Origin of the sequence: Kutzneria sp. NPDC051319 (assembly GCF_040682195.1) — a bacterium.
GTDB lineage: Bacteria > Actinomycetota > Actinomycetes > Mycobacteriales > Pseudonocardiaceae > Kutzneria.
This window is the reverse complement of sequence record NZ_JBFBAM010000003.1, coordinates 181032-198989: the sequence shown is the minus strand read 5'-3', so window position 1 is coordinate 198989 and position 17958 is coordinate 181032. Positions and strand designations below refer to the sequence as shown.

At 70.4% G+C, this 17958-nt stretch carries 15 protein-coding genes and 1 tRNA gene; 10 read left to right on the top strand and 6 right to left on the bottom strand.

Annotation, left to right across the window (positions count from 1 at the left end):
* Positions 1-9: 9 nt before the first annotated feature.
* The gene (locus tag AB0M73_RS04435; RefSeq protein ID WP_363886675.1) at positions 10-378 is read left to right on the top strand and encodes a hypothetical protein; all 369 of its coding nucleotides are present in this window, start codon (positions 10-12) and stop codon (positions 376-378) included.
* 467 nt (positions 379-845) lie between these two features.
* Here the strand turns inward: AB0M73_RS04435 and AB0M73_RS04430 are convergent, their stop codons facing one another.
* Complete coding sequence (locus AB0M73_RS04430; RefSeq protein WP_363886674.1) at positions 846-2126, bottom strand: MFS transporter; 1281 nt, start codon at positions 2124-2126, stop codon at positions 846-848.
* Positions 2126-3439, bottom strand: a complete 1314-nt coding sequence (locus tag AB0M73_RS04425) for a GH1 family beta-glucosidase (RefSeq protein WP_363886671.1) — start codon at positions 3437-3439, stop codon at positions 2126-2128. The genes AB0M73_RS04430 and AB0M73_RS04425 overlap by 1 nt, the downstream gene beginning before the upstream one ends.
* Positions 3440-3661: 222 nt before the next feature.
* Between AB0M73_RS04425 and AB0M73_RS04420 the strand changes: the two genes are divergently transcribed.
* Positions 3662-4216 carry a TetR family transcriptional regulator gene (locus tag AB0M73_RS04420; RefSeq protein ID WP_084581317.1) on the top strand — a complete coding sequence of 185 codons (555 nt, stop codon included), beginning with the start codon at positions 3662-3664 and terminating at the stop codon, positions 4214-4216.
* Positions 4217-4231: 15 nt separating this feature from the next.
* Here AB0M73_RS04420 and AB0M73_RS04415 read toward each other — a convergent pair whose 3' ends face one another.
* Positions 4232-5437 (bottom strand): amino acid deaminase/aldolase, encoded by a 1206-nt coding sequence (locus tag AB0M73_RS04415; RefSeq protein ID WP_363886668.1) that lies wholly within the window; start codon positions 5435-5437, stop codon positions 4232-4234.
* Positions 5438-5525: 88 nt separating this feature from the next.
* On the opposite strand from AB0M73_RS04415, the gene AB0M73_RS04410 reads away from it, so the two are divergent.
* The gene (locus AB0M73_RS04410; protein ID WP_363886666.1) at positions 5526-6869 is read left to right on the top strand and encodes a D-arabinono-1,4-lactone oxidase; all 1344 of its coding nucleotides are present in this window, start codon (positions 5526-5528) and stop codon (positions 6867-6869) included.
* A gap of 196 nt (positions 6870-7065) precedes the next feature.
* Here AB0M73_RS04410 and AB0M73_RS04405 read toward each other — a convergent pair whose 3' ends face one another.
* On the bottom strand, positions 7066-7722 hold the full coding sequence (locus AB0M73_RS04405) for an NAD(P)H-binding protein (RefSeq protein WP_363886664.1): 657 nt from the start codon (positions 7720-7722) through the stop codon (positions 7066-7068).
* Between the two features lie 16 nt (positions 7723-7738).
* Complete coding sequence (locus AB0M73_RS04400; RefSeq protein ID WP_043720456.1) at positions 7739-8359, bottom strand: hypothetical protein; 621 nt, start codon at positions 8357-8359, stop codon at positions 7739-7741.
* Positions 8360-8993: 634 nt separating this feature from the next.
* Between AB0M73_RS04400 and AB0M73_RS04395 the strand changes: the two genes are divergently transcribed.
* Positions 8994-10103: a hypothetical protein gene (locus tag AB0M73_RS04395; protein ID WP_157494781.1), complete on the top strand. Its 1110-nt coding sequence runs from the start codon at positions 8994-8996 to the stop codon at positions 10101-10103.
* Positions 10104-10432: 329 nt separating this feature from the next.
* On the opposite strand, the gene AB0M73_RS04390 is transcribed toward AB0M73_RS04395, so the two are convergent.
* Positions 10433-10515: transfer RNA gene (locus AB0M73_RS04390), tRNA-Leu, on the bottom strand.
* Positions 10516-10630: 115 nt separating this feature from the next.
* On the opposite strand from AB0M73_RS04390, the gene AB0M73_RS04385 reads away from it, so the two are divergent.
* Genes AB0M73_RS04385 through AB0M73_RS04360 form a run of 6 tightly spaced genes read left to right on the top strand, consistent with a single transcriptional unit; the run spans position 10631 to position 17938 of the window.
* On the top strand, positions 10631-11848 hold the full coding sequence (locus tag AB0M73_RS04385; RefSeq protein ID WP_363886659.1) for a DUF3662 and FHA domain-containing protein: 1218 nt from the start codon (positions 10631-10633) through the stop codon (positions 11846-11848).
* A 46-nt stretch (positions 11849-11894) separates the two neighbouring features.
* On the top strand, positions 11895-12356 hold the full coding sequence (locus AB0M73_RS04380) for an FHA domain-containing protein (RefSeq protein WP_043720461.1): 462 nt from the start codon (positions 11895-11897) through the stop codon (positions 12354-12356).
* Positions 12353-13756 carry a protein phosphatase 2C domain-containing protein gene (locus AB0M73_RS04375; protein WP_363886657.1) on the top strand — a complete coding sequence of 468 codons (1404 nt, stop codon included), beginning with the start codon at positions 12353-12355 and terminating at the stop codon, positions 13754-13756. Before AB0M73_RS04380 ends, AB0M73_RS04375 begins: the two co-directional genes overlap by 4 nt.
* Positions 13756-15213, top strand: a complete 1458-nt coding sequence (locus AB0M73_RS04370) for an FtsW/RodA/SpoVE family cell cycle protein (protein WP_363886655.1) — start codon at positions 13756-13758, stop codon at positions 15211-15213. Before AB0M73_RS04375 ends, AB0M73_RS04370 begins: the two co-directional genes overlap by 1 nt.
* Positions 15210-16700: a penicillin-binding protein 2 gene (locus AB0M73_RS04365; RefSeq protein WP_363886652.1), complete on the top strand. Its 1491-nt coding sequence runs from the start codon at positions 15210-15212 to the stop codon at positions 16698-16700. The genes AB0M73_RS04370 and AB0M73_RS04365 overlap by 4 nt, the downstream gene beginning before the upstream one ends.
* Before the next feature lie 2 nt (positions 16701-16702).
* Positions 16703-17938 carry a serine/threonine-protein kinase gene (locus tag AB0M73_RS04360; protein ID WP_363886650.1) on the top strand — a complete coding sequence of 412 codons (1236 nt, stop codon included), beginning with the start codon at positions 16703-16705 and terminating at the stop codon, positions 17936-17938.
* The last annotated feature ends 20 nt before the right edge of the window (positions 17939-17958 follow it).

Here is a 17958-nt window from a genome sequence, read left to right as displayed (position 1 = left end):
GACGTTCAGGTGGACGAGATACTCGGCCAGGTGCTCCGCAACGCCGTGTGGGAACGCTTGGACATGCTGTCCGAGCTGGCCGACCGGGCTGACGCGCCGTCCCTGCTCTCCGTCGCTCGCTCCGAGCTGCCCCGGCTGACCGACGGCTGGCGGGCCCTGCTGGCCGCGCACGAGCCCGACGAGAAGGGCAACTGCCCGGAGTGCTCCAGCCGCTGGCGGCAGCAGAAGTCGCCGTGCGCCGTCTGGCGCGCCGCCTACGAACACCTGGTCGCCGGTGGACTCGCGCCGCGACCCGCTCGACACATGCTCACCACGCAGCAGCCGGCCCCGGCGCCGCGCGGTTCTCGACACCGCAGCACGGTTGCGGTGGCCCACTAGCTGGCGGCGTCGGCGACCCGGAAACCCCGACCCGGGCACGCTGATCCTCCGCCACCGGCCGGCGACCCGGGGACGTCCGAACCCCCGACCGCGACGTACCGGGTCGCTGGCCAGATAACTCCACAGATTTCCGCGGGCCGGCGCTGTGTGGCGCCAGGCGACTGACTGTCGGGCGCCAACCCCGAACCGGCGACGGTCCGCGGCCACCAACCCCGGTTGGGTGCCTGTTTTCCCCGGACAGGCACCCAACCGGTCTGTGTTTGTTTGGCGCGCGTTCCGCGCGCGGCTCGGCCCCCCTTAAGCCCCTGCCTCGCCCTTGCTGGATTTTTCGAGGCCCGCGTCGGCATGGTGGTGGGCGCGTTGGGCGGCGGACCTCAAAAAATTCAGCAATCGGGCGAAGCAGGGGCGGGGCCGAGCGCTCTCTGGGGTTGGAGGTCGGGCGGTCTTCTAGTGGACGGCCTTGACTTCTAGTGGACGGCCTTGATTCGGGTGACCATGAAGCCGCCGGCGACGGTGGCGATGGCGGACAGGATGAACAGGGCGGCGTAGCCGCCGGCCAGCTGGAGGGCCAGGCCGGCCACTACGGGGGCGATGACCTGGGGCAACGCGTTGGCGACGTTGATGACGCCGAGGTCCTTGGCGCGGTTCGAGGCGGCCGGCAGGACCTGGGTGAGCACGGCCAGCGCGACCGCCCAGTAGACGCCGAAGCCGATGCCGAGCAGCGGGGACGCGATCAGCGCCGCCGTCCAGGTCGGCCAGATCGCCAGGATTATCGCCGCGACAGCCATCACCACCGACGAGGCCACCACGTACGGCTTGCGGCGGCCGGACTTGTCGGACATCCGCCCGGCGACCAGGGCCCCGATGGTCAGCGCGATGCCGTAGAGCACCATCAGGATCAGCAGGCCGTCGACCGGATCGCCCTGGTAGTGCACCGCGTCGGCCAGGAAGTACAGCAGGTAGAGCGTGCCGAGCGCGTTGCCCAGGTTGACCATGAAGTGGGTGCCCCAGCCCCAGCCGAAGTCCGGGTGCTTGGCCGGGGAGATCCACAGCGCGCCGAGCATCTGCCGCAGGCCGCCGCCCGGCCGGAACCGGCGCGGCAGCGCCGCGTCCGGTGTGAACCGCACGAAGGCCAGCGCCCCCAGAACGACCAGCACCGCGCACGCCGCGTACCCACCAGCCAGGCTGGTGATCACCACCGACACCAGTGCGGCGCCGGCCACCGTGCCCAGCATCTGGCTGATGCCGATGAAGCCGCCGACCTCGGCCCGCTGCTCCACCGGCACCCGGTCGGGCAGCGCCGAGGTCAGGCTGGCCAGCATGCCGTTCAACCCGGCCTGCACCAGCGACCAGCCGATCACCATGATCACGACGTTGGGCGCGACCGCCAGCACGACCAGGCCGAGGGCACCGAGCACGGAGCCGGCCAGCGTCCACGGGTGTCGACGGCCCCACCGCGAGGTGGTCCGGTCGGACAGCGCGCCGATCACCGGGTTGGCGATCAGCGCCATCAACGCGCCGATGCCCGTGACCAGGCTGAACACCGACTCCTTGTCGGCGCTCGCCAGCAGTTGGGCCTGCTCGGGCAGCAGCACCTGGATCGGCGCGTAGATGGCCAGCCACAGCCCGAGGTTGGCCAGGAACAGCAGCGTGGTCCAACCGCCACGCACCCGAACGGCGGGTTCGGTGAGCGCGCTCGGTTCATCGTCGAACGGTCCAACCCCGTCGACCTCGGTCGCCTGGGCCATCAGTGCTCACCTCTGATCAGGTCTCGGTACCAGGTGAAAGACGCCTTCGGCGTGCGCCGCAGCGTCTCGTAGTCGATGTGGACCAGGCCGAACCGCGGCTCGTAGCCCTTGGACCACTCGAAGTTGTCCAACAGCGACCACACGAAGTAGCCACGAACGTCGGCGCCCTCGTGCATGGCCAGCCGCAGCGAGCGCAGGTGCTCGGCCAGGAAGTCGATCCGGGCCTGGTCGTCGACGCCGTCGTAGCTGCACCCGTTCTCGGTGATCTGCAGCGGCGGCAGCCGGTCCCCGTGCCGTTCGCGCAGCTGGCCCAGGAACTGGCGCAGCCCGTCCGGCACCACCGGCGACCCGTTGGTCGTCATCGGGTAACCCTCGACCTCGCCCAGGTCGAACGGCAAGGGATTGCCCTCCGACGGGGCCGAGACCTGGGTCGGCTCGTAGTAGTTGACGCCGTAGAAGTCGATCGGGGTGCTGATCGTCGGCAGGTCGTCGGCGAAGCCCGGCGGCAGCAGCGGGTGCATGGATTCCGGGTACGTGCCGGCCAGCACCGGGTCGGCGAACAGCCAGTTGATCAGGTCGCCGGCCCGGCTCGCGGCCTCGTGGTCGCCGGGCGAGTCGGTGGCCGCCCAGATCGGGCCGTGGTTGTTGGCTGTGCCGACCTGTTTGGCGCCGGCCGCGCGCAGCGCCTGCACGGCCAGGCCGTGGGCGAGGTTCTGGTGATGCGCGGTCGGGACGGCGTCGAGCAGCAGGAACTGGCCGGGCGCGTACTGGCCGATGCCGTACCCGTAGACCGTGGTGACCATCGGCTCGTTGATCGGAATCCAGATCGGCACCCGGTCGGCGAGCCGCGATCCGACGATCGAGGCGTACTCGGCGAAGTGCTTGGCGGTGTCGCGGCTGAGCCAGCCGCCCGCGTCCTCGATCGGCTGCGGGGTGTCCCAGTGGTAGACGGTGGCGACCGGCGTGATGCCGGCCTCGCACAGCGCGTCGACCAGGCGGTCGTAGAAGTCGAGGCCCTCGGCGTTGACGGGGCCGGTGCCTTCGGGTTGCACTCGTGGCCAGGCGATCGAGAATCGGTACGCGCCGACACCGAGGTCGCGCATCAGGCCGATGTCCTCCGGGTAGCGGTGGTAGTGATCGCACGCGACCGCGCCGCTCTGCCCGGAGAACACCCGATCGGGTGTCTCGCAGAACGTGTCCCAGATCGACCTGCCCCTGCCACCCTCAGAGACAGCACCCTCCACCTGATACGCCGAGGTGGAGACCCCCCAGAGGAAGTCATCGGGGAAGGATGGGAGGACCGGCTCGCTCATGGCACCACCTCTGAGACTTGCACTACCGGCGAGTAAACGTGAAATTTGTTCGGATAGTAGGCGTGTGCGCGGTCACAGGGAAGTGCCCCGCACCCGTCGCAGGCGAGAATGCCTGTCACAGCCGCCAGCCAAGGAGTCCACGTGTCCGCCGACCTGACCACCGACGTGGGCCCACTGCGTCGCAAGCCCGTCCAGCAGCGCAGCGCCCAGCGGGTCGAGCGCATGCTCGAGGCGTGCGCCTCGCTGATCGAGGAGTTGGGCTACGACGGCGTGACCACCACGCTGATCGCCGAGCGGGCCGGCGTCGCGGTCGGCTCGCTCTACCAGTTCTTTCCCGACAAGCGCGCGGTCGTGCAGGCGCTGACCCTGCGCAACCTCGAGCGCTTCATGGCCAACGTGGTCCAGCGCTTCGACTCCGCCGAGCTGGAGCACTGGTGGGACGCCGTCGACTCGATGTTCGACGTGTACGTGGAGATGCACCGCACGGTGCCCGCGTTCAGCCGGCTGCACTTCGGCGATGTGGTCGACACCCGGCTGCTCGACGACGGCAAGGACAACAACACGGTCATCGCCGAGGGCCTGGCCTCGCTCATCGCCGAGCGCTTCGGCCGCTCGATGTCCGAGCTCCAGCTGCCGGTCGCGGTAGCCATCGAGGCGGCGGACGGCGTGCTGAAGTTCGCCTTCCGCCGCAACGAGCGCGGCGACCAGATCGTGGTCGACGAGGCCAAGGCCCTGATCAAGGGCTACCTGTCGACCCGGCTCGGCGAGCCAGAGTAGGGCCGCCCTCGTCGCTCAGCCGAAGGCCTGGCCCTCACCCCGGTAGGTGGGGGCCGTCTGCTCCACCTGATAGCCGCGGACCAGGTGGAACTCGCGGAAGCGCTCCGCCAGCTCGCCGGCCTTGGCGTGCCGCATCCAGACCCGGTCGCCGACCCGCAGCCGGTCGGCCGCCTTGCCGGTGACCGGCGTCTGCACCTCGCCCGCCGCCTCCAGCTTGGTCAGCTTCAGGCCCGCCGGCAGGTAGGGCGAGGGCAGCCGGTCCTCGCCGATCGGCCCGGACGCCGGGTAGCCGCCGGTGAACAGCGTCGCCACGTTCGGGCCCGGCCTGCGGACCACCGGCAGCGCGAACAGCGCCGCCGGCCTCGGCTGGAACGACCGGTAGCCGTCGAACAACGTCGGCCCGAGCAGGCCCGATCCGGCCGCGACCTCGGTGACCGCCTGCTCCGACGACGTGGCTTCGAGGCTGCCCGTGCCACCGCCGTTCACGAACTCCAGCGGCGCCAGCGCCCGCACCGCCGCCACCACCGCCGCCCGTCGTTCGGCCAGCTCGGCCGACGACTTCCCCTGCATCCAGCGCACCGCCACGCCGCGGAGCGGGTTGCCGGGCGGGGCGTCGCCGATGCCGGCGATCTGCCCTTCGTACGCCATGATCCCGACCAGCTTGAAGCCCGGCCGGTCGACGATTCGCCTGGTCAGCTCCCTGGCCTGGGCCTCGGTGTGCACCGGCGAGCGCAGCGGGCCGACGTGCAGCCGGCGCGATCCGTTGAGCGGTCGCCAGGACGCGTCGAGCTCAAGACAGACCCGGATGTCCGGGTGGCCCGGGCCGAGCGCGTCGTCCACCAGGTCGAGGTGGTCCACGGAGTCGACCATGATCGTGATCGCCTCGCGGGCCGCCTCGTCGACGGCGAGCTTCTGCAGCGTCGCCCGGTCCGTCGTCGGGTAGCCGACCAGCAGGTCGTCGCTCGTGCCCTCGGCGAACAACCACATCGCCTCGGCCAGCGAGTAGGTCATCAGTCCGGCATAGCCTGGCGTCGCCAGCACCCGTTCGAGCAGGGCGCGGACGCGCACGGACTTGCTGGCGACGCGAATCGGCGTGCCGCCGGCCCGTCGCACCAGCTCGGTGGCGTTGTGATCGAAGGCGTCCAGGTCGACCAGGGCGAACGGCGGATCGAAGCCCTCGGTCGCGGAGTCGAACCGGACGCGCTGCTGCTGCGGTGACACAGTTGAACGGTACGTCGAGACGCATTGAAATGTGAATACTTTTCACCTAGCTTGTGTGCAGCGCATCACAGGGTCGCGGAGGACAGAGATGGTCGGACGTCTCCGGTTGGGCACCGACACGGCACGGCCGGCGCCGTGGCGTAACTGGGCAGGAACCGCTCGGTCACAGCCGGTGCATGTGGCGCGGCCGCGTGACGTGAGCGAGATCGCCGAGGCCGTCACCGTCGCTGCCAAGGACGGCTTCACTGTTCGCCCTCGGGGCAGCGGGCACTCGTTCACCAGCATCGCCGCCACCGACGGCGTCGCCATCGATCTGGGCGAGTGGTCCGGCGTCGTGCGCGCCGACCGGGAGAATCACCTGGTCACCGTGCGTTCCGGCACGCCTTTGCACCGCTTGAACGCCGAGCTGCACCGGCTCGGCATGGCCATGGCCAATCTCGGCGACATCGACGCGCAGACCATTTCCGGCGCCATCTCCACCGGCACCCATGGCACCGGCGCCCGCCTCGGCGGCCTGTCCACCCAGGTCCGGGCGTTAGAGCTGGTGCTGGCCGACGGCTCCGTCGTCACCTGCTCCCCCGATGAGCGCCCCGACCTGTTCAGCGCCGCCCGCGTCGGTCTCGGCGCCCTCGGCGTGATCAGCACCGTGACTCTCCAGTGTGTGCCCGCCTTCGCCCTCCAGGCTCGGGAGTTCCCTCAGCCTCTGGACGCGATCCTGGAGCGGTTCGACCCCCTCTGCGACTCCGAGGACCATGTCGAGTTCCACTGGTTCCCGCACAGCGACCGTGTGCAGGTCAAGCACAACATTCGCCTGCCCGCTGACGCCTCGATCGCCCCGTTGTCCCGCGCTCGGCAGTTCTACGAGTACGAGGTGATGGAGAACAGCGCCTTCGGCCTCGTCTGCAAGCTCGGCCGCGCCGTCCCCTCCGTCGTCCCCACCTTGAACCGGGTCTGCGCCTCGCTATGGTCCGAGCGCTCCTACTCCGACCACTCGTTCCGCGTGTTCACCACGCCCCGTCGGGTCCGCTTCGTCGAGACCGAGTACGCGGTTCCACGTGAATCACTGCACGACATGCTCCGCGAGTTCCGCGCCGCCATCCCGCGCCTTCGCCACCCCGTCATCGTCCCCGTCGAGGTCCGCGTCGCCGCCGCCGATGACATCCCGCTCTCCACCGCCTACGGCCGGGACAGCGCGTACATCGCCATCCACCAGTACGTCGGCATGCCTTACCGCGAGTACTTCGACTGCTTCGAACGCATCGCCGGCGCCGTCGGCGGCCGCCCCCACTGGGGCAAGATGCACACCCTCGACGCCTCCGTGCTCGCCACCCGCTACCCCCGGTTCGACGACTTCCGCGCCCTCCGCGCCACCGTCGACCCGAACGGTGTCTTCCGCAACGCCTACCTGGACACTGTGCTCGGCCCCGTGTGACCCACGGTCATGGGGGCAACCCACCCCGCAAGCCCTTTCAGGTTCTCCATCTCCGCAGGTCACAGCCTACGCAAACGCTTGTCCACAGGCCGTTGAGTTATCCACAGGCAATCCCTAGTGAAGATCAACTACCCAGGGTCGCCGGTAGCCTGACCTCGGGGTCGCCCCCTGGGTCTGGGACCGCTGGAGTAGCGGGCTAGCCGAGGGCGGCGACGGCGTCCACGATCGGGGTGTCGCCGGCGATCAGTTCCAGGGTGAGGCCGGCGGTGCCGGGGGTGTCGAGCAGGGCGACGAGCACGGCGGCGACGTCGGCTCGAGTCACGGGGCCGCGCATGGCGCCGGGGGTCTCGATCCGAATGCGACCGGTGGGCGCGTCGTTGGTGAGACCGCCGGGGCGCAGCACGGTCCAGTCGAGGGCGAAGCCGCGGACGGCGTCCTCGGCGGCGGTCTTGGCAGCCATGTAGGCGGCCCACGACTCGTCGGAGCCGGCGGCGAGGGGTCGGCCGACGCCCATGGAGCTCACGAGCAGGTAGCGACGGACGCCGGCGGTCAAGGCAGCCTCGGCCAGGAGCACGGCGGCGGCGCGGTCGACGCTGTCCTTGCGGTCGGTCCCGCTGCCTGGTCCGGCGCCGGCGGCAAAGATGACGGCGTCGGCGTCCTTGAGGTGCCCGGCGAGCTCGTCGACGGCGATGGACTCCAGGTCACACACCACGGCGTCGGCCCCGGCGTCGCGAAGGTCGTCGACGTGGGCGGGGTTGCGCACCAGTCCGACGGGACTGTCGCCGCGGGCGGAGAGCAGACGTCCGAGCTTGAGGGCGATCTGGCCGTGTCCGCCGGCGATCACTACGCGCATGTGGTCCGACACTAGTTCAGCTGGCGGTGGCCAGCACCTGCTCGTAGACGACCTCGTTGACCCACCGGGTGACGGCGGTCTGCTCCAGGCTGACGTGCTCGGGCGTGCCGGCGAGGTCCATGGAGACGGTGCCGTCGGGGTCGGCGCTGACGATGGACAGGCCGTAGCGGCGCGCCCGCGGCAGGCAGTTGCTCAGGTAGTCGTCGGTGAGGGCGACGGAGGAGGGCAGCACCACGGCGGCGTCGCCCTGCAGCGCGAAGGGAACGGCGGAGGCGAGGCCGGTGCGCCAGTGCTTGGCCACGGCCAGGACGCCGACGATGCGCACGGCGGACGGCGGAACCTTGCCGGCCAGCTCGGGCCACACCCACGTGGCGACGGTGGTGCGGTCGACGACGGGCCCGACACCGAAGCACAGCCGTTCGGCATGCGCGTCGGGCAGGAGCTCGGCGACCACGAAGACCTTCCGGCCCAGCAGGGTGAGCTGCGGCAGCAGCACGCCCTTCCAGCCGAGTCGTTCGACCGCCTTGGCGGCGAGTTCCTCGGGCGGTGCCGGGAGTTCGACGGCGGGGACCGCGCGCGACGGCAGGGTCTTGGCGTTCTTGTGGACTGCTGCCGTGTTGCCAGCGGAGCGGCTCACGAACTTCGCCTCCTCATCAGCCTCGACGACTTCGCCGTCGCGATTTCTTCCGGTTACTGGAGTACCAGGTCTGACCGGCGCGGATTCCGCTGTGCGCCGCGGTGTGCGGTTGGCGGCAACATGCGGTCGGTGACCGGTCGAGAGCCCGGAAAGCGACTTCGGTCCGGCGGTGCTGCCGTTCGTGTGAACGGCTCCGTCGGACGGTCGACGGTCGGCCAGTGGTCTTTCACGGCCCGATGCACGTGCATCTGCGCAGGCATCGGGCCCCGGTACCGTTCACGCGAGTGGCGGAACACATGCCGCTGACCAGCCGCGCAGGCCGCCGGACGGGTGAACGGCGACCGTTCGTCGCACGGATCCCGGCCCGGCCTGCGACGAACGGTCGGCGCTCGGTCGGCCTCGTCCGCGCGGGGCGTGGACAATCCTGGTGACATAACCGGTACAGTCCGTCACTGGCATTCCCGGATGCCTGGTTGGCCGTTCATCCCCGTACCCGGCTTGTGGATGAGAAGTCGCCGAAGGGTCACTTGGGCCTACTGCCAACTCTCCTGTTTGCATTGTGCGGTTCTTGAACTCGACGTCGGTTGCCACGCGCCCTTCGCCGAGCCGGGCGGTGAGGGAGCGAGGTTCCCGAATGCCACACAGACTGTCCTTGGTACGACGCCTGGCGCTGCTGCGCCGCATGTACACGGGCGAGACCGATTCGAGCCTGCTGCCCGCGGTCACCGCGGGCGTGCAGCGACTCACCCCGGACGACCGGGTCCAGCTGCACGAGATCCTGGACAACGACAACGTGGGCCGGCTGTTCGGCCATGACGAGTGGTCCCCGCCGCCGCCCCACGTGCGTCGCGAGTTGCTGGCCGACGCCTCGACGGAGGGCCAGCGCGAGCTGGAGTCGGGGATCTTCACCGCCGCCGGCCGCGCGGTGAACTACCTGCACCTGCGCATGCCGGCGGATCTGCTTCGCCCGGCCCGCGTGTTCCGCATGATCCGCCCGCACGCCCACGAGATGGTCCTGCATCTGGACAGCGGCGCCATCGGCCCGCTGCTGGTCGAGTTGCTGCCGCGGATCACCGACCACGAGGTGCTGGGCGTGCCGGGCCTGCGCGCCCGCCTGCATCGCCGCCACGTCGAGCTCTATCTCGTGGACGACGTCTCGGCGACCGTGCACCTCTCGAACGTCTCCTACCGCCAGTGGGTCGCCGCGCTCACCTTTGCCGAGTCCCTGGTCGATCTGGGCGAGCTCCGCTGGCTCGGCAACGACCCGACACCACTGACCGACGCCGAGCGGTCCGCCCTCGACACCCGTCACCGCGCGCCGGGCCCCGCCGCCCTGAACAGCGCGCTGTTGCGCCGCGCCCGCATCTTCGGCGACGCCCTGTGGCTCACCCCGTGGTCTCGCGGCTGCGAGACGACTCACGTCGAGTGGGCCGGGCAGCCGTCACTCGGGCGGGTGGCCCGCCTTCTTCTGCACCCGCTTTTCGGTCTTCCCGGCGATGGACATCACGTGCGCTACTTCGACGCGGCCGGCCTCGTCGTCGCCGATCCGCACGCTCCGCGCTGCCCCATGCACCCAGCGTCGACCGAGCCCGTCCTGGCCCTGCGCCCCGAGCCCGCCCCGGATGGTCCACTCGAGTTGTCCTCGCCGGGTTGGCGCGCCGCCGCCTCCCCCTGGCTCGCCTGGCAGCGCGTCCTGGCCGCCGCCAATCCCCACCTTCCCCAGCAGTCCCCCGCTCGCCAATAAGTGACCGACATCACCCATTAGCAGTACTTCACACCCGCTTTTTAGATAGCGAGTAGCAAGTAATCGGAAAAGCCCATGTCAGGGCTGTGGGAAATGACAGGACGCCCCGGCGGCTCGCGCAGAGCCGCCGGCGCCCACCCCCCGGAACGACCACGCCCCACCACGCCCACCACGCCACGACCAGCACCTTCACCAGCCAGCACCCCATATTGGGGGGGTGCAGGGGGGCGAAGCCCGCCCTGCCCGGGGGTCTGGGGCGCGAGCCCCAGCATAAAAAACGAGAAAACCCCGTTTCCAGCATGCTGGAAACGGGGAACCCCATTTTCGAGTGGGCGAGGGGGGAGTTGAACCCCCACGTCCTTTCGGACACACGGACCTGAACCGTGCGCGTCTGCCATTCCGCCACTCGCCCTCGGTGACGGGAGAAACACTAGCACGGGTGCGGCTCCGTCTCCTAATTGGACCGTGTCGCACCTCGCGGGCCCGGATACGATCGAGTCAGGAAGTCCGTAGCGAGAGGAACAGCCGTGGGACGCGTGCAGCGCTTCGAGCGCCGACTTGAGGGCGCTGTGGGCAACGCCTTCGCACGCGTGTTCGGCGGCAGCGTCGTGCCGCAGGAGGTGGCGCAGGCGCTGCAGCGCGAGGCCGAGCTGAACGTCAAGGAGCTCGCCGGTGACAGGCTGCTAGCGCCGAACAGTTACCGCGTGGTGCTCGGCGCAGCCGACCACGACCGTTTGGCGGGTGCCGAGCAGGACGAACAGCGCATATCGGAGCTGCTCGAGGACTGCGTCCGCGAGCACCTCGCAGAGCACGGATGGGATACCTATGGTGACGTCGTAGTCTCCCTGGAGCGCTCCGACGCGCTGCACACGGGACAGTTCCGAACCAACTCGTCCGTCGACCCTGACGTACGACGGCCAGCACCACCTCGCAACGCAGGAGACCGATCCATGAGCCAGCCACCAGGCCAGTACCCCCCGCAGGACCCCTACGGTCAGCACCAGGGTCAGCAGGGTTACGGCTATGACCAGGGCTACCCGCAGCAGGGCGGCGGTTATCCGCAGCAGCAGCCGCAGCAACCACAGCAGCAGCCGCAGGGCGGGTACGACCAGTACGGCCAGCAGCAGGGCGGCGGTTACGACCCGCAGGGCTACCCGCAGCAGGGTGGGGGCGGCGGTTACGAGCAGGGCTACCCGCAGCAGGGCGGCGGTTATCCGCAGCAGGGTGGCGGCTACGAGCAGGGCTACCCCCAGCAGGGCGGCGGCGGTTACGAGCAGGGCTACCCGCAGCAGGGCGGCGGTTATCCGCAGCAGGGCGGTGGCTACGACCCGTACGGCCAGCAGGGTGGCTACGGTCAGCAGCAGGCTGGTTACGACCAGTACGGCCAGCAGCAGGGCGGCTACGGCCAGCAGGATCCCTACGGCGCCCCTCCCGGGCCGCCGCCGGGCCCGCGCCAGATCACCGCGGTCCTGCAGCTGGACGACGGCTCCAACCGCACGTACAACCTGAAGCAGGGTGGCAACGTGGTGGGCCGCGGCCAGGACGCGGACTTCCGACTGCCCGACACGGGGGTCTCCAGGAGGCACCTGGAGATCACCTGGGATGGTCAGAGTGCGATGCTCGCGGATCTCGGCTCCACGAACGGCAGCACGGTGAACGGCACCCCGGTGCAGACCTGGCAGCTCGCGGACGGCGACGTCGTCCGGGTCGGCCACTCGTCACTCGTGTTCCGCACGCAGGGCTGAGGCGGTCGCGGGCGGGTACGAGGTCGGGCGGGAGCGGTCACTACAGGTGCCAGAGCTGGTGTTGCAGCTAACCAGAGCAGGGTTTCTCGCCCTGCTCTGGTTGTTCGTGCTGGCCGCGCTGCGCGTGGTCCGATCGGACATCTATGCCGCGTCGGGGTTGAGAGTCGCGGTGCCCGGAGGGTTCCGCAAGGGTGGCAAGCAGTCGGCCAAGGGGAAGACGGCCAGACAGCTTGTGGTCACCCACGGGGCGCTCACGGGCACCCGCATCTCGCTCGACGGCAGACCGATCCTGATCGGCCGGGCCGACGACTCGACCCTTGTGCTCGATGACGATTTCGCGTCGACACGACACGCGAGGCTGTCGCTGCGTGGCAGCGACTGGTACGTGGAGGATCTTGGCTCCACGAACGGAACATACCTAGACCGGGCGAAGGTCACGGCACCCCTCCGGGTCCCGCTCGGTGCCCCGATCCGCATCGGCAAGACAGTGATCGAGCTGCGCACATGACCCTCGTCCTCCGCTACGCCGCCCGCAGTGACCGGGGCCTGGTTCGAGCCAACAACCAGGACTCCGTCTACGCGGGCCCACGACTCCTCGCCCTTGCCGACGGCATGGGCGGCCACGCCGCCGGGGAGGTGGCCAGCAAGGTGGTTGTCGCCGCCCTGGCCCCGCTCGACGACGACGAGCCCGGCGACGACCTGCTCGACCAGCTCCGCGGTGCGGTGCTGGAGGGCAATGGCGCCATCGCCGAGCTGGTGTCGCACGACCCCGACCTCGACGGGATGGGCACCACGCTGACCGCGGTGCTCTTCTCCGGCAACCGGCTCGGGCTGGTGCACGTCGGCGACTCGCGCGCCTACCTCCAGCGCGGCGGCCAGTTCACCCAGATCACGCACGACGACACGTTCGTCCAGTCGCTGATCGACGAGGGCCGCATCACCGAGGAGGAGGCCAACGTGCACCCGCAGCGCTCGCTGCTGCTGCGCGCGTTGACCGGCCACGAGGTGGAGCCGAGCCTGGCCGTCCGGGAGGCCCGCGCCGGCGACCGGTACCTGCTGTGCTCGGACGGCCTGTGCTCCTACGTCAGCCACGAGACGCTGGCCGAGGCCATCCTGATCCCGGACCCGCAGGCCTGCGCGGATCGGATGATCGAGCTGGCGCTCAAGGCCGGCGGCCCGGACAACGTGACGGTGATCATCGCCGACGTGGTCGACGTCGACTACGGCGACGACGCGCCCATCGTGGGCGGGGCGGCCGGGGACGGCAGCAGCGATCAGCCGCCGCCCGACTCTCCGGCGTCCCGGGCCGGCGCGATAACCGCGCCACGGACGCCGCCGCCACAGCCGATGGCGCAGGTAGGACCAACACCGGACCCCAAGGCGAGGAATCGCAAGCGGGTCCGGTTACTCGTCTGGATCGTGGCGATCCTAATCGTGCTGGGGCTGGGCGCGGGCGGCACCGTGTGGTGGGTGCTCGGCCAGTACTACGTGGGCGCCACCGACGACAACCATGTCGCGATCTTCGAGGGGGTGCGCGGGGGCCCGGTGCTGGGCATTCCGCTGCACCGCGTCGCGGAGACGTCGTGCCTCGCCCCGGAGGAGGCCGGCTGCAAGTCGCTGACCCTGGACGAGCTCCAGGAGTCGGCGCGGGAGGACGTGCGCAAGGGCGTGATCCCGGAGAAGCCGGGCATGGACGGCGCGCGGGAGGCGGTGCGGCGGCTGTGGCTGGGCGCGCTGCTGCCCACGTGCACCGCGGATCCGGCGTCCACGGCCACGTCGACGACCGCGACCTCCACCACGGGCACCAGCGCCTCCGGCAGCGCTGTCGCCGGCAGCACGACCAGCACCACACCCACGCTGACCAGCGCATCGCAGCAGCCGGGCAAGAACTGTAGGAAGGTGGGCTGATGGCCCTCCCGCCCGGTGTGCTGGGCGCGGCGACCACGCACATGAGTGCGCCGGGTTCGTCGTCGTCGCCCGCCACACCGACCCGCCGTGGCACCGAGCTCGCGCTGCTCGGGTTCGGGCTGGGCCTTGTCGTGCTCGCCTTCGTGCTGATCTCGGAGAACCAGTCCCAGAAGCTGAAGCCGGAGATCCTGCTCTACATCGCCGGCTACGCGGCGCTGTTCGGGGTGGCGCACCTGGCGGTGCGCAAGTTCGCGCCGTACGCGGATCCGCTGATCCTGCCGTGCGCGGGGCTGCTCAACGGCCTGAGCATCGCGATGCTGTACCGGCTGGACCCGGCGCTGGCCCAGCTCGCCCTCGAGAGCGGGCACGGCTACTCCAACGCGGCCCCCAAACAGCTGCTCTGGACCGCGCTGTCGCTGGTCGCGATGGTCGCGGTGCTGTGGGGCGTGAAGGACCACCGGACGCTGTCCCGCTACGGCTACACCTTCGGCCTGGTCGGCCTGGTGCTGCTGGTGCTGCCGGGCGTGCTGCCGTGCAGCATCTCCTGTGTCGGCGGGGCCAAGCTGTGGATCATCATCGGCCCGGTGTCGATCCAGCCGGGCGAGTTCGCCAAGGTGCTGATCATCCTGTTCGTGGCCGCGTTCCTGGTGGCCAAGCGGGACCTGTTCACCATCGCCGGCCGCAAGGTCCTCGGCCTGGAGCTGCCTCGCCCGCGTGACCTCGGCCCGCTGCTGATCGCCTGGGCGATCGCGATCCTGGTCCTGATGATCGAGACCGAGCTGGGCGCCTCGCTGATGTTCTTCGGCACGGTGCTGGCCATGGTCTACCTGGCCACCGAGCGATCCGCCTGGGTGTGGATCGGCATCGTGCTGTTCATGGGCGGCGCCACGCTGGCCGACCGCATGTTCGTCCACGTGCAGCAGCGCGTGGCGAACTGGATCGACCCGTTCGCCGATCGGGGCGACACCGGCTACCAGATGGTCCAGTCGCTGGTGAGCCTGGGCAGCGGCGGCATGGCCGGCGCGGGCCTCGGCGCCGGGCACCCGGAACTGGTGCCGGTGGTCAGCAGCGACTTCATCGTCACCGCGTTCGGCGAGGAGCTGGGCTTCATCGGCCTGGCCGCGATGATCGTCATCTACATGCTGCTGGCGCTGCGCGGCCTGCGCAGCGGGCTGGCGGTGCGCGACACCTTCGGCAAGCTGCTGGCCGGCGGCCTGTCCTTCCTGCTGATGTGGCAGATGTTCGTGGTCATCGGCGGCGTCAGCAAGCTCATCCCGGAGACCGGCCTGACCGCGCCGTTCCTGTCCGCCGGCGGCTCGTCCCTGCTGGCCAGTTACGTCATCGTGGCACTGCTGCTGCGGATCTCCGACGCCGCGCGCCGCCCGCAGGCCAGCCGTCCCAAGCCGCAGGCGCCGATCGCCGAGGCAAGCACCGTCCTCGTGGAGCGACCGACGTGAACAAGCCACTTCGCCGGGTCGGCCTCGCCATGATGGTGATGGTCCTGCTCCTGCTGGCCAACCTGACCTACGTGCAGGTGATCAACGCCGACACGTACGCCAACGATCCGAGCAACAACCGCAGCGTGCTGGAGGAGTACGGCCGACAGCGCGGCCAGATCGTCAGCGCCTCCGGCACCATCCTGGCCAACTCGGTGGAGACCAAGGACGCCCAGCACTACCTGCGCGTCTACAAGAACGGCCCCGAGTACGCCCCGGTCACCGGCTACTACTCGTCGCAGTTCGGCGCGACCGGCATCGAGCGGGCCGAGGACGACGTGCTCAACGGCTCCTCGTCGAAGCTGTTCGTGCGCAGGCTCTCCGACCTGATCACGGGCCGGGACCCGCGCGGCGGCAACGTGCAGCTGACCATCGACCCCAAGGCCCAGGACGCCGCCTACGCCGGCATGACGGCCAAGAGCTTCAGCGGCGCGGTGGTGGCGATCAAGCCGTCGACCGGCGAGATCCTGGCCATGGTGAGCACGCCGTCGTTCGACCCGAACCCGATGGCCGCGCACGACAACACCACCCAGCGCGACACCATCTCCAAGCTGAACGACGACCCGAACAAGTCGGCGCTGAACCGGGCCACCCAGGAGACGCTGCCGCCGGGCTCCACCTTCAAGCTGGTGGTGGCCTCGGCCGCGCTGGCCAACGGCATCGACGACGCCAACACCAAGAACCTGCCGGCCGATCCGACGATCACCCTGCCCGGCACCAGCACCACACTGTCCAACTTCGCCAACGAGACCTGCCCCGAGGCCACCAACGGCCAGGTCTCGGTCTCGATCGCCATCGAGTACTCCTGCAACACGGCGTTCTCCACGCTGGCCGGCAAGGTCGGCAAGGACAACCTGATCCAGCAGGCGGCCAAGTTCGGCATCGGGCAGACCGACCTGACCGTGCCGCTGCCGGTGGCCACCTCGACCGTCGGCTCCATCCCGGACGAGGCGGCGCTGTTCCAGAGCGGCATCGGCCAGCGTGACGTGAAGCTGACCCCGATCCAGGACGCCATGGTGGCCGCGACCATCGCCAACGGCGGCGTGCGCATGCAGCCGCAGCTGGTGAAGAACATCCTGGCCCCGGACATGTCGTCGATCTCCAGCTTCTCGGCGCAGGAGGCCCCGGGCGGCCCGGCGCTGCCCAAGGACATCGCCGACCAGGTCAAGGCCATGATGCTGCTGTCGGAGCAGCACACCGGGGGCGCCGGCAAGCAGGCCAACATCAAGATCGCCTCGAAGACCGGCACCGCCGAGCACGGCACCGACCCCAAGAACACCCCGCCGCACGCCTGGTACGTGGCGTTCGCGCCGGCCGACAACCCGCAGATCGCCGTGTGCGTAGTGGTGGAGAACGGCGGCGACCGCGGCCTGGCCGCCACCGGCAGTTCCGTGGCCGCCGGCGTCGGCCGTGCGACCATCAACGCCTACCTGGCCGGGGGAGGCTGAGGATGCTCACCACCGGGCAGCTGCTCGCCGACCGGTACCGGTTGGCCCGGCGCATCGCCGTCGGCGGCATGGGCGAGGTGTGGGAGGCGACCGACTCCCGGCTGGACCGCGCCGTCGCGGTGAAGGTGCTCAAGCCCGAGTTGTCCGGCGACCCCGAGTTCCTGCACCGGTTCCGCACGGAGGCGCGGACCACGGCCTCGCTCAACCACCCCGGCATCGCCGCGGTGCACGACTACGGCGAGACGGCGTCGGAGCCGGACGGCCCGGAGGACACCGCCTACCTGGTGATGGAGCTGGTGGCCGGCGAGCCGCTGGCCGCGATCCTGTCCAGCCAGGGCCGGCTGACCCCGGACCGCACGCTCGACCTGCTCCAGCAGTGCGGGGCGGCGCTGCAGGCCGCGCACGAGCGGGGCTACGTGCACCGGGACGTGAAGCCCGGCAACATCCTGGTCGGCCCGAACGGCAAGGTGAAGCTGACCGACTTCGGCATCGCGAAGGCGGCCGACGCCGCGCCGGTGACCCGGTCCGGCATGGTGATGGGCACCGCCCACTACATCGCGCCCGAGCAGGCCGTCGGGCAGGAGGCCGAGCCGGCCAGCGACGTGTACGCGCTGGCCGTCGTCGGCTACGAGTGCCTGGCCGGCCGGCGGCCGTTCCTGTCGGAGAACGCCGTCACGGTCGCGATGATGCACATCCGGGAGGTGCCGCCGCCGCTGCCGCCGGACGTGCCGCCGGGTGTGCGGGCGCTGGTCGAGGCGACACTGGTGAAGGACCCGCGGCAGCGCTACCGCAACGGCGGCGAGTTCGCCGCGGCGGCGGGCGCGGTGCGCGCCGGGCTGCCGCTGCCGACCCCCTCGGGTCTGGTGATGGCGATCCCGATGCAGCAGCACCGGCCGCCGCAGGGCGGTCCGCCGACGTATCCGCCGGGGGCCATTCCGGTGGTTCCACCCCAGGTCCCCCCATCGGGTGCTCCGGTGGGGCCGGGCACCGGTACCTTTCTGCTGGGACCGCCGCCGCAGCCCAGACCGAACCGGACCGGGCTGTGGGTCCTGCTTGCGTTGTTGGTGGTGATTCTGGTGAGTCTGCTCGCGGTCTGGGGGATTCGCGAATGGCAGCGCTCGGGTGCGGGGACCGAGGGCACTGGAAGGCCGACCACGGCCGAGCTCACGGGCGACCGCCCGGCACAGGACCGATGTCTGGGGACGGTCATCTGCGCTGGACGGGGGCCCGGTGGCTGAGGCGGGCGGCAGGAGCATGA

What these genes read in the sequence shown, in the direction of transcription:
- AB0M73_RS04430 (WP_363886674.1), bottom strand. Translation starts at nt 2,126, where the DNA reads ATGGCCCAGGCGACCGAGGTCGACGGGGTTGGACCGTTCGACGATGAA.
- AB0M73_RS04425 (WP_363886671.1), bottom strand. Translation starts at nt 3,439, where the DNA reads ATGAGCGAGCCGGTCCTCCCATCCTTCCCCGATGACTTCCTCTGGGGG.
- AB0M73_RS04420 (WP_084581317.1), top strand. Translation starts at nt 3,662, where the DNA reads ATGCTCGAGGCGTGCGCCTCGCTGATCGAGGAGTTGGGCTACGACGGC.
- AB0M73_RS04410 (WP_363886666.1), top strand. Translation starts at nt 5,526, where the DNA reads ATGGTCGGACGTCTCCGGTTGGGCACCGACACGGCACGGCCGGCGCCG.
- AB0M73_RS04405 (WP_363886664.1), bottom strand. Translation starts at nt 7,722, where the DNA reads ATGCGCGTAGTGATCGCCGGCGGACACGGCCAGATCGCCCTCAAGCTC.
- AB0M73_RS04395 (WP_157494781.1), top strand. Translation starts at nt 8,994, where the DNA reads ATGCCACACAGACTGTCCTTGGTACGACGCCTGGCGCTGCTGCGCCGC.
- AB0M73_RS04375 (WP_363886657.1), top strand. Translation starts at nt 12,353, where the DNA reads ATGACCCTCGTCCTCCGCTACGCCGCCCGCAGTGACCGGGGCCTGGTT.
- AB0M73_RS04370 (WP_363886655.1), top strand. Translation starts at nt 13,756, where the DNA reads ATGGCCCTCCCGCCCGGTGTGCTGGGCGCGGCGACCACGCACATGAGT.
- AB0M73_RS04360 (WP_363886650.1), top strand. Translation starts at nt 16,703, where the DNA reads ATGCTCACCACCGGGCAGCTGCTCGCCGACCGGTACCGGTTGGCCCGG.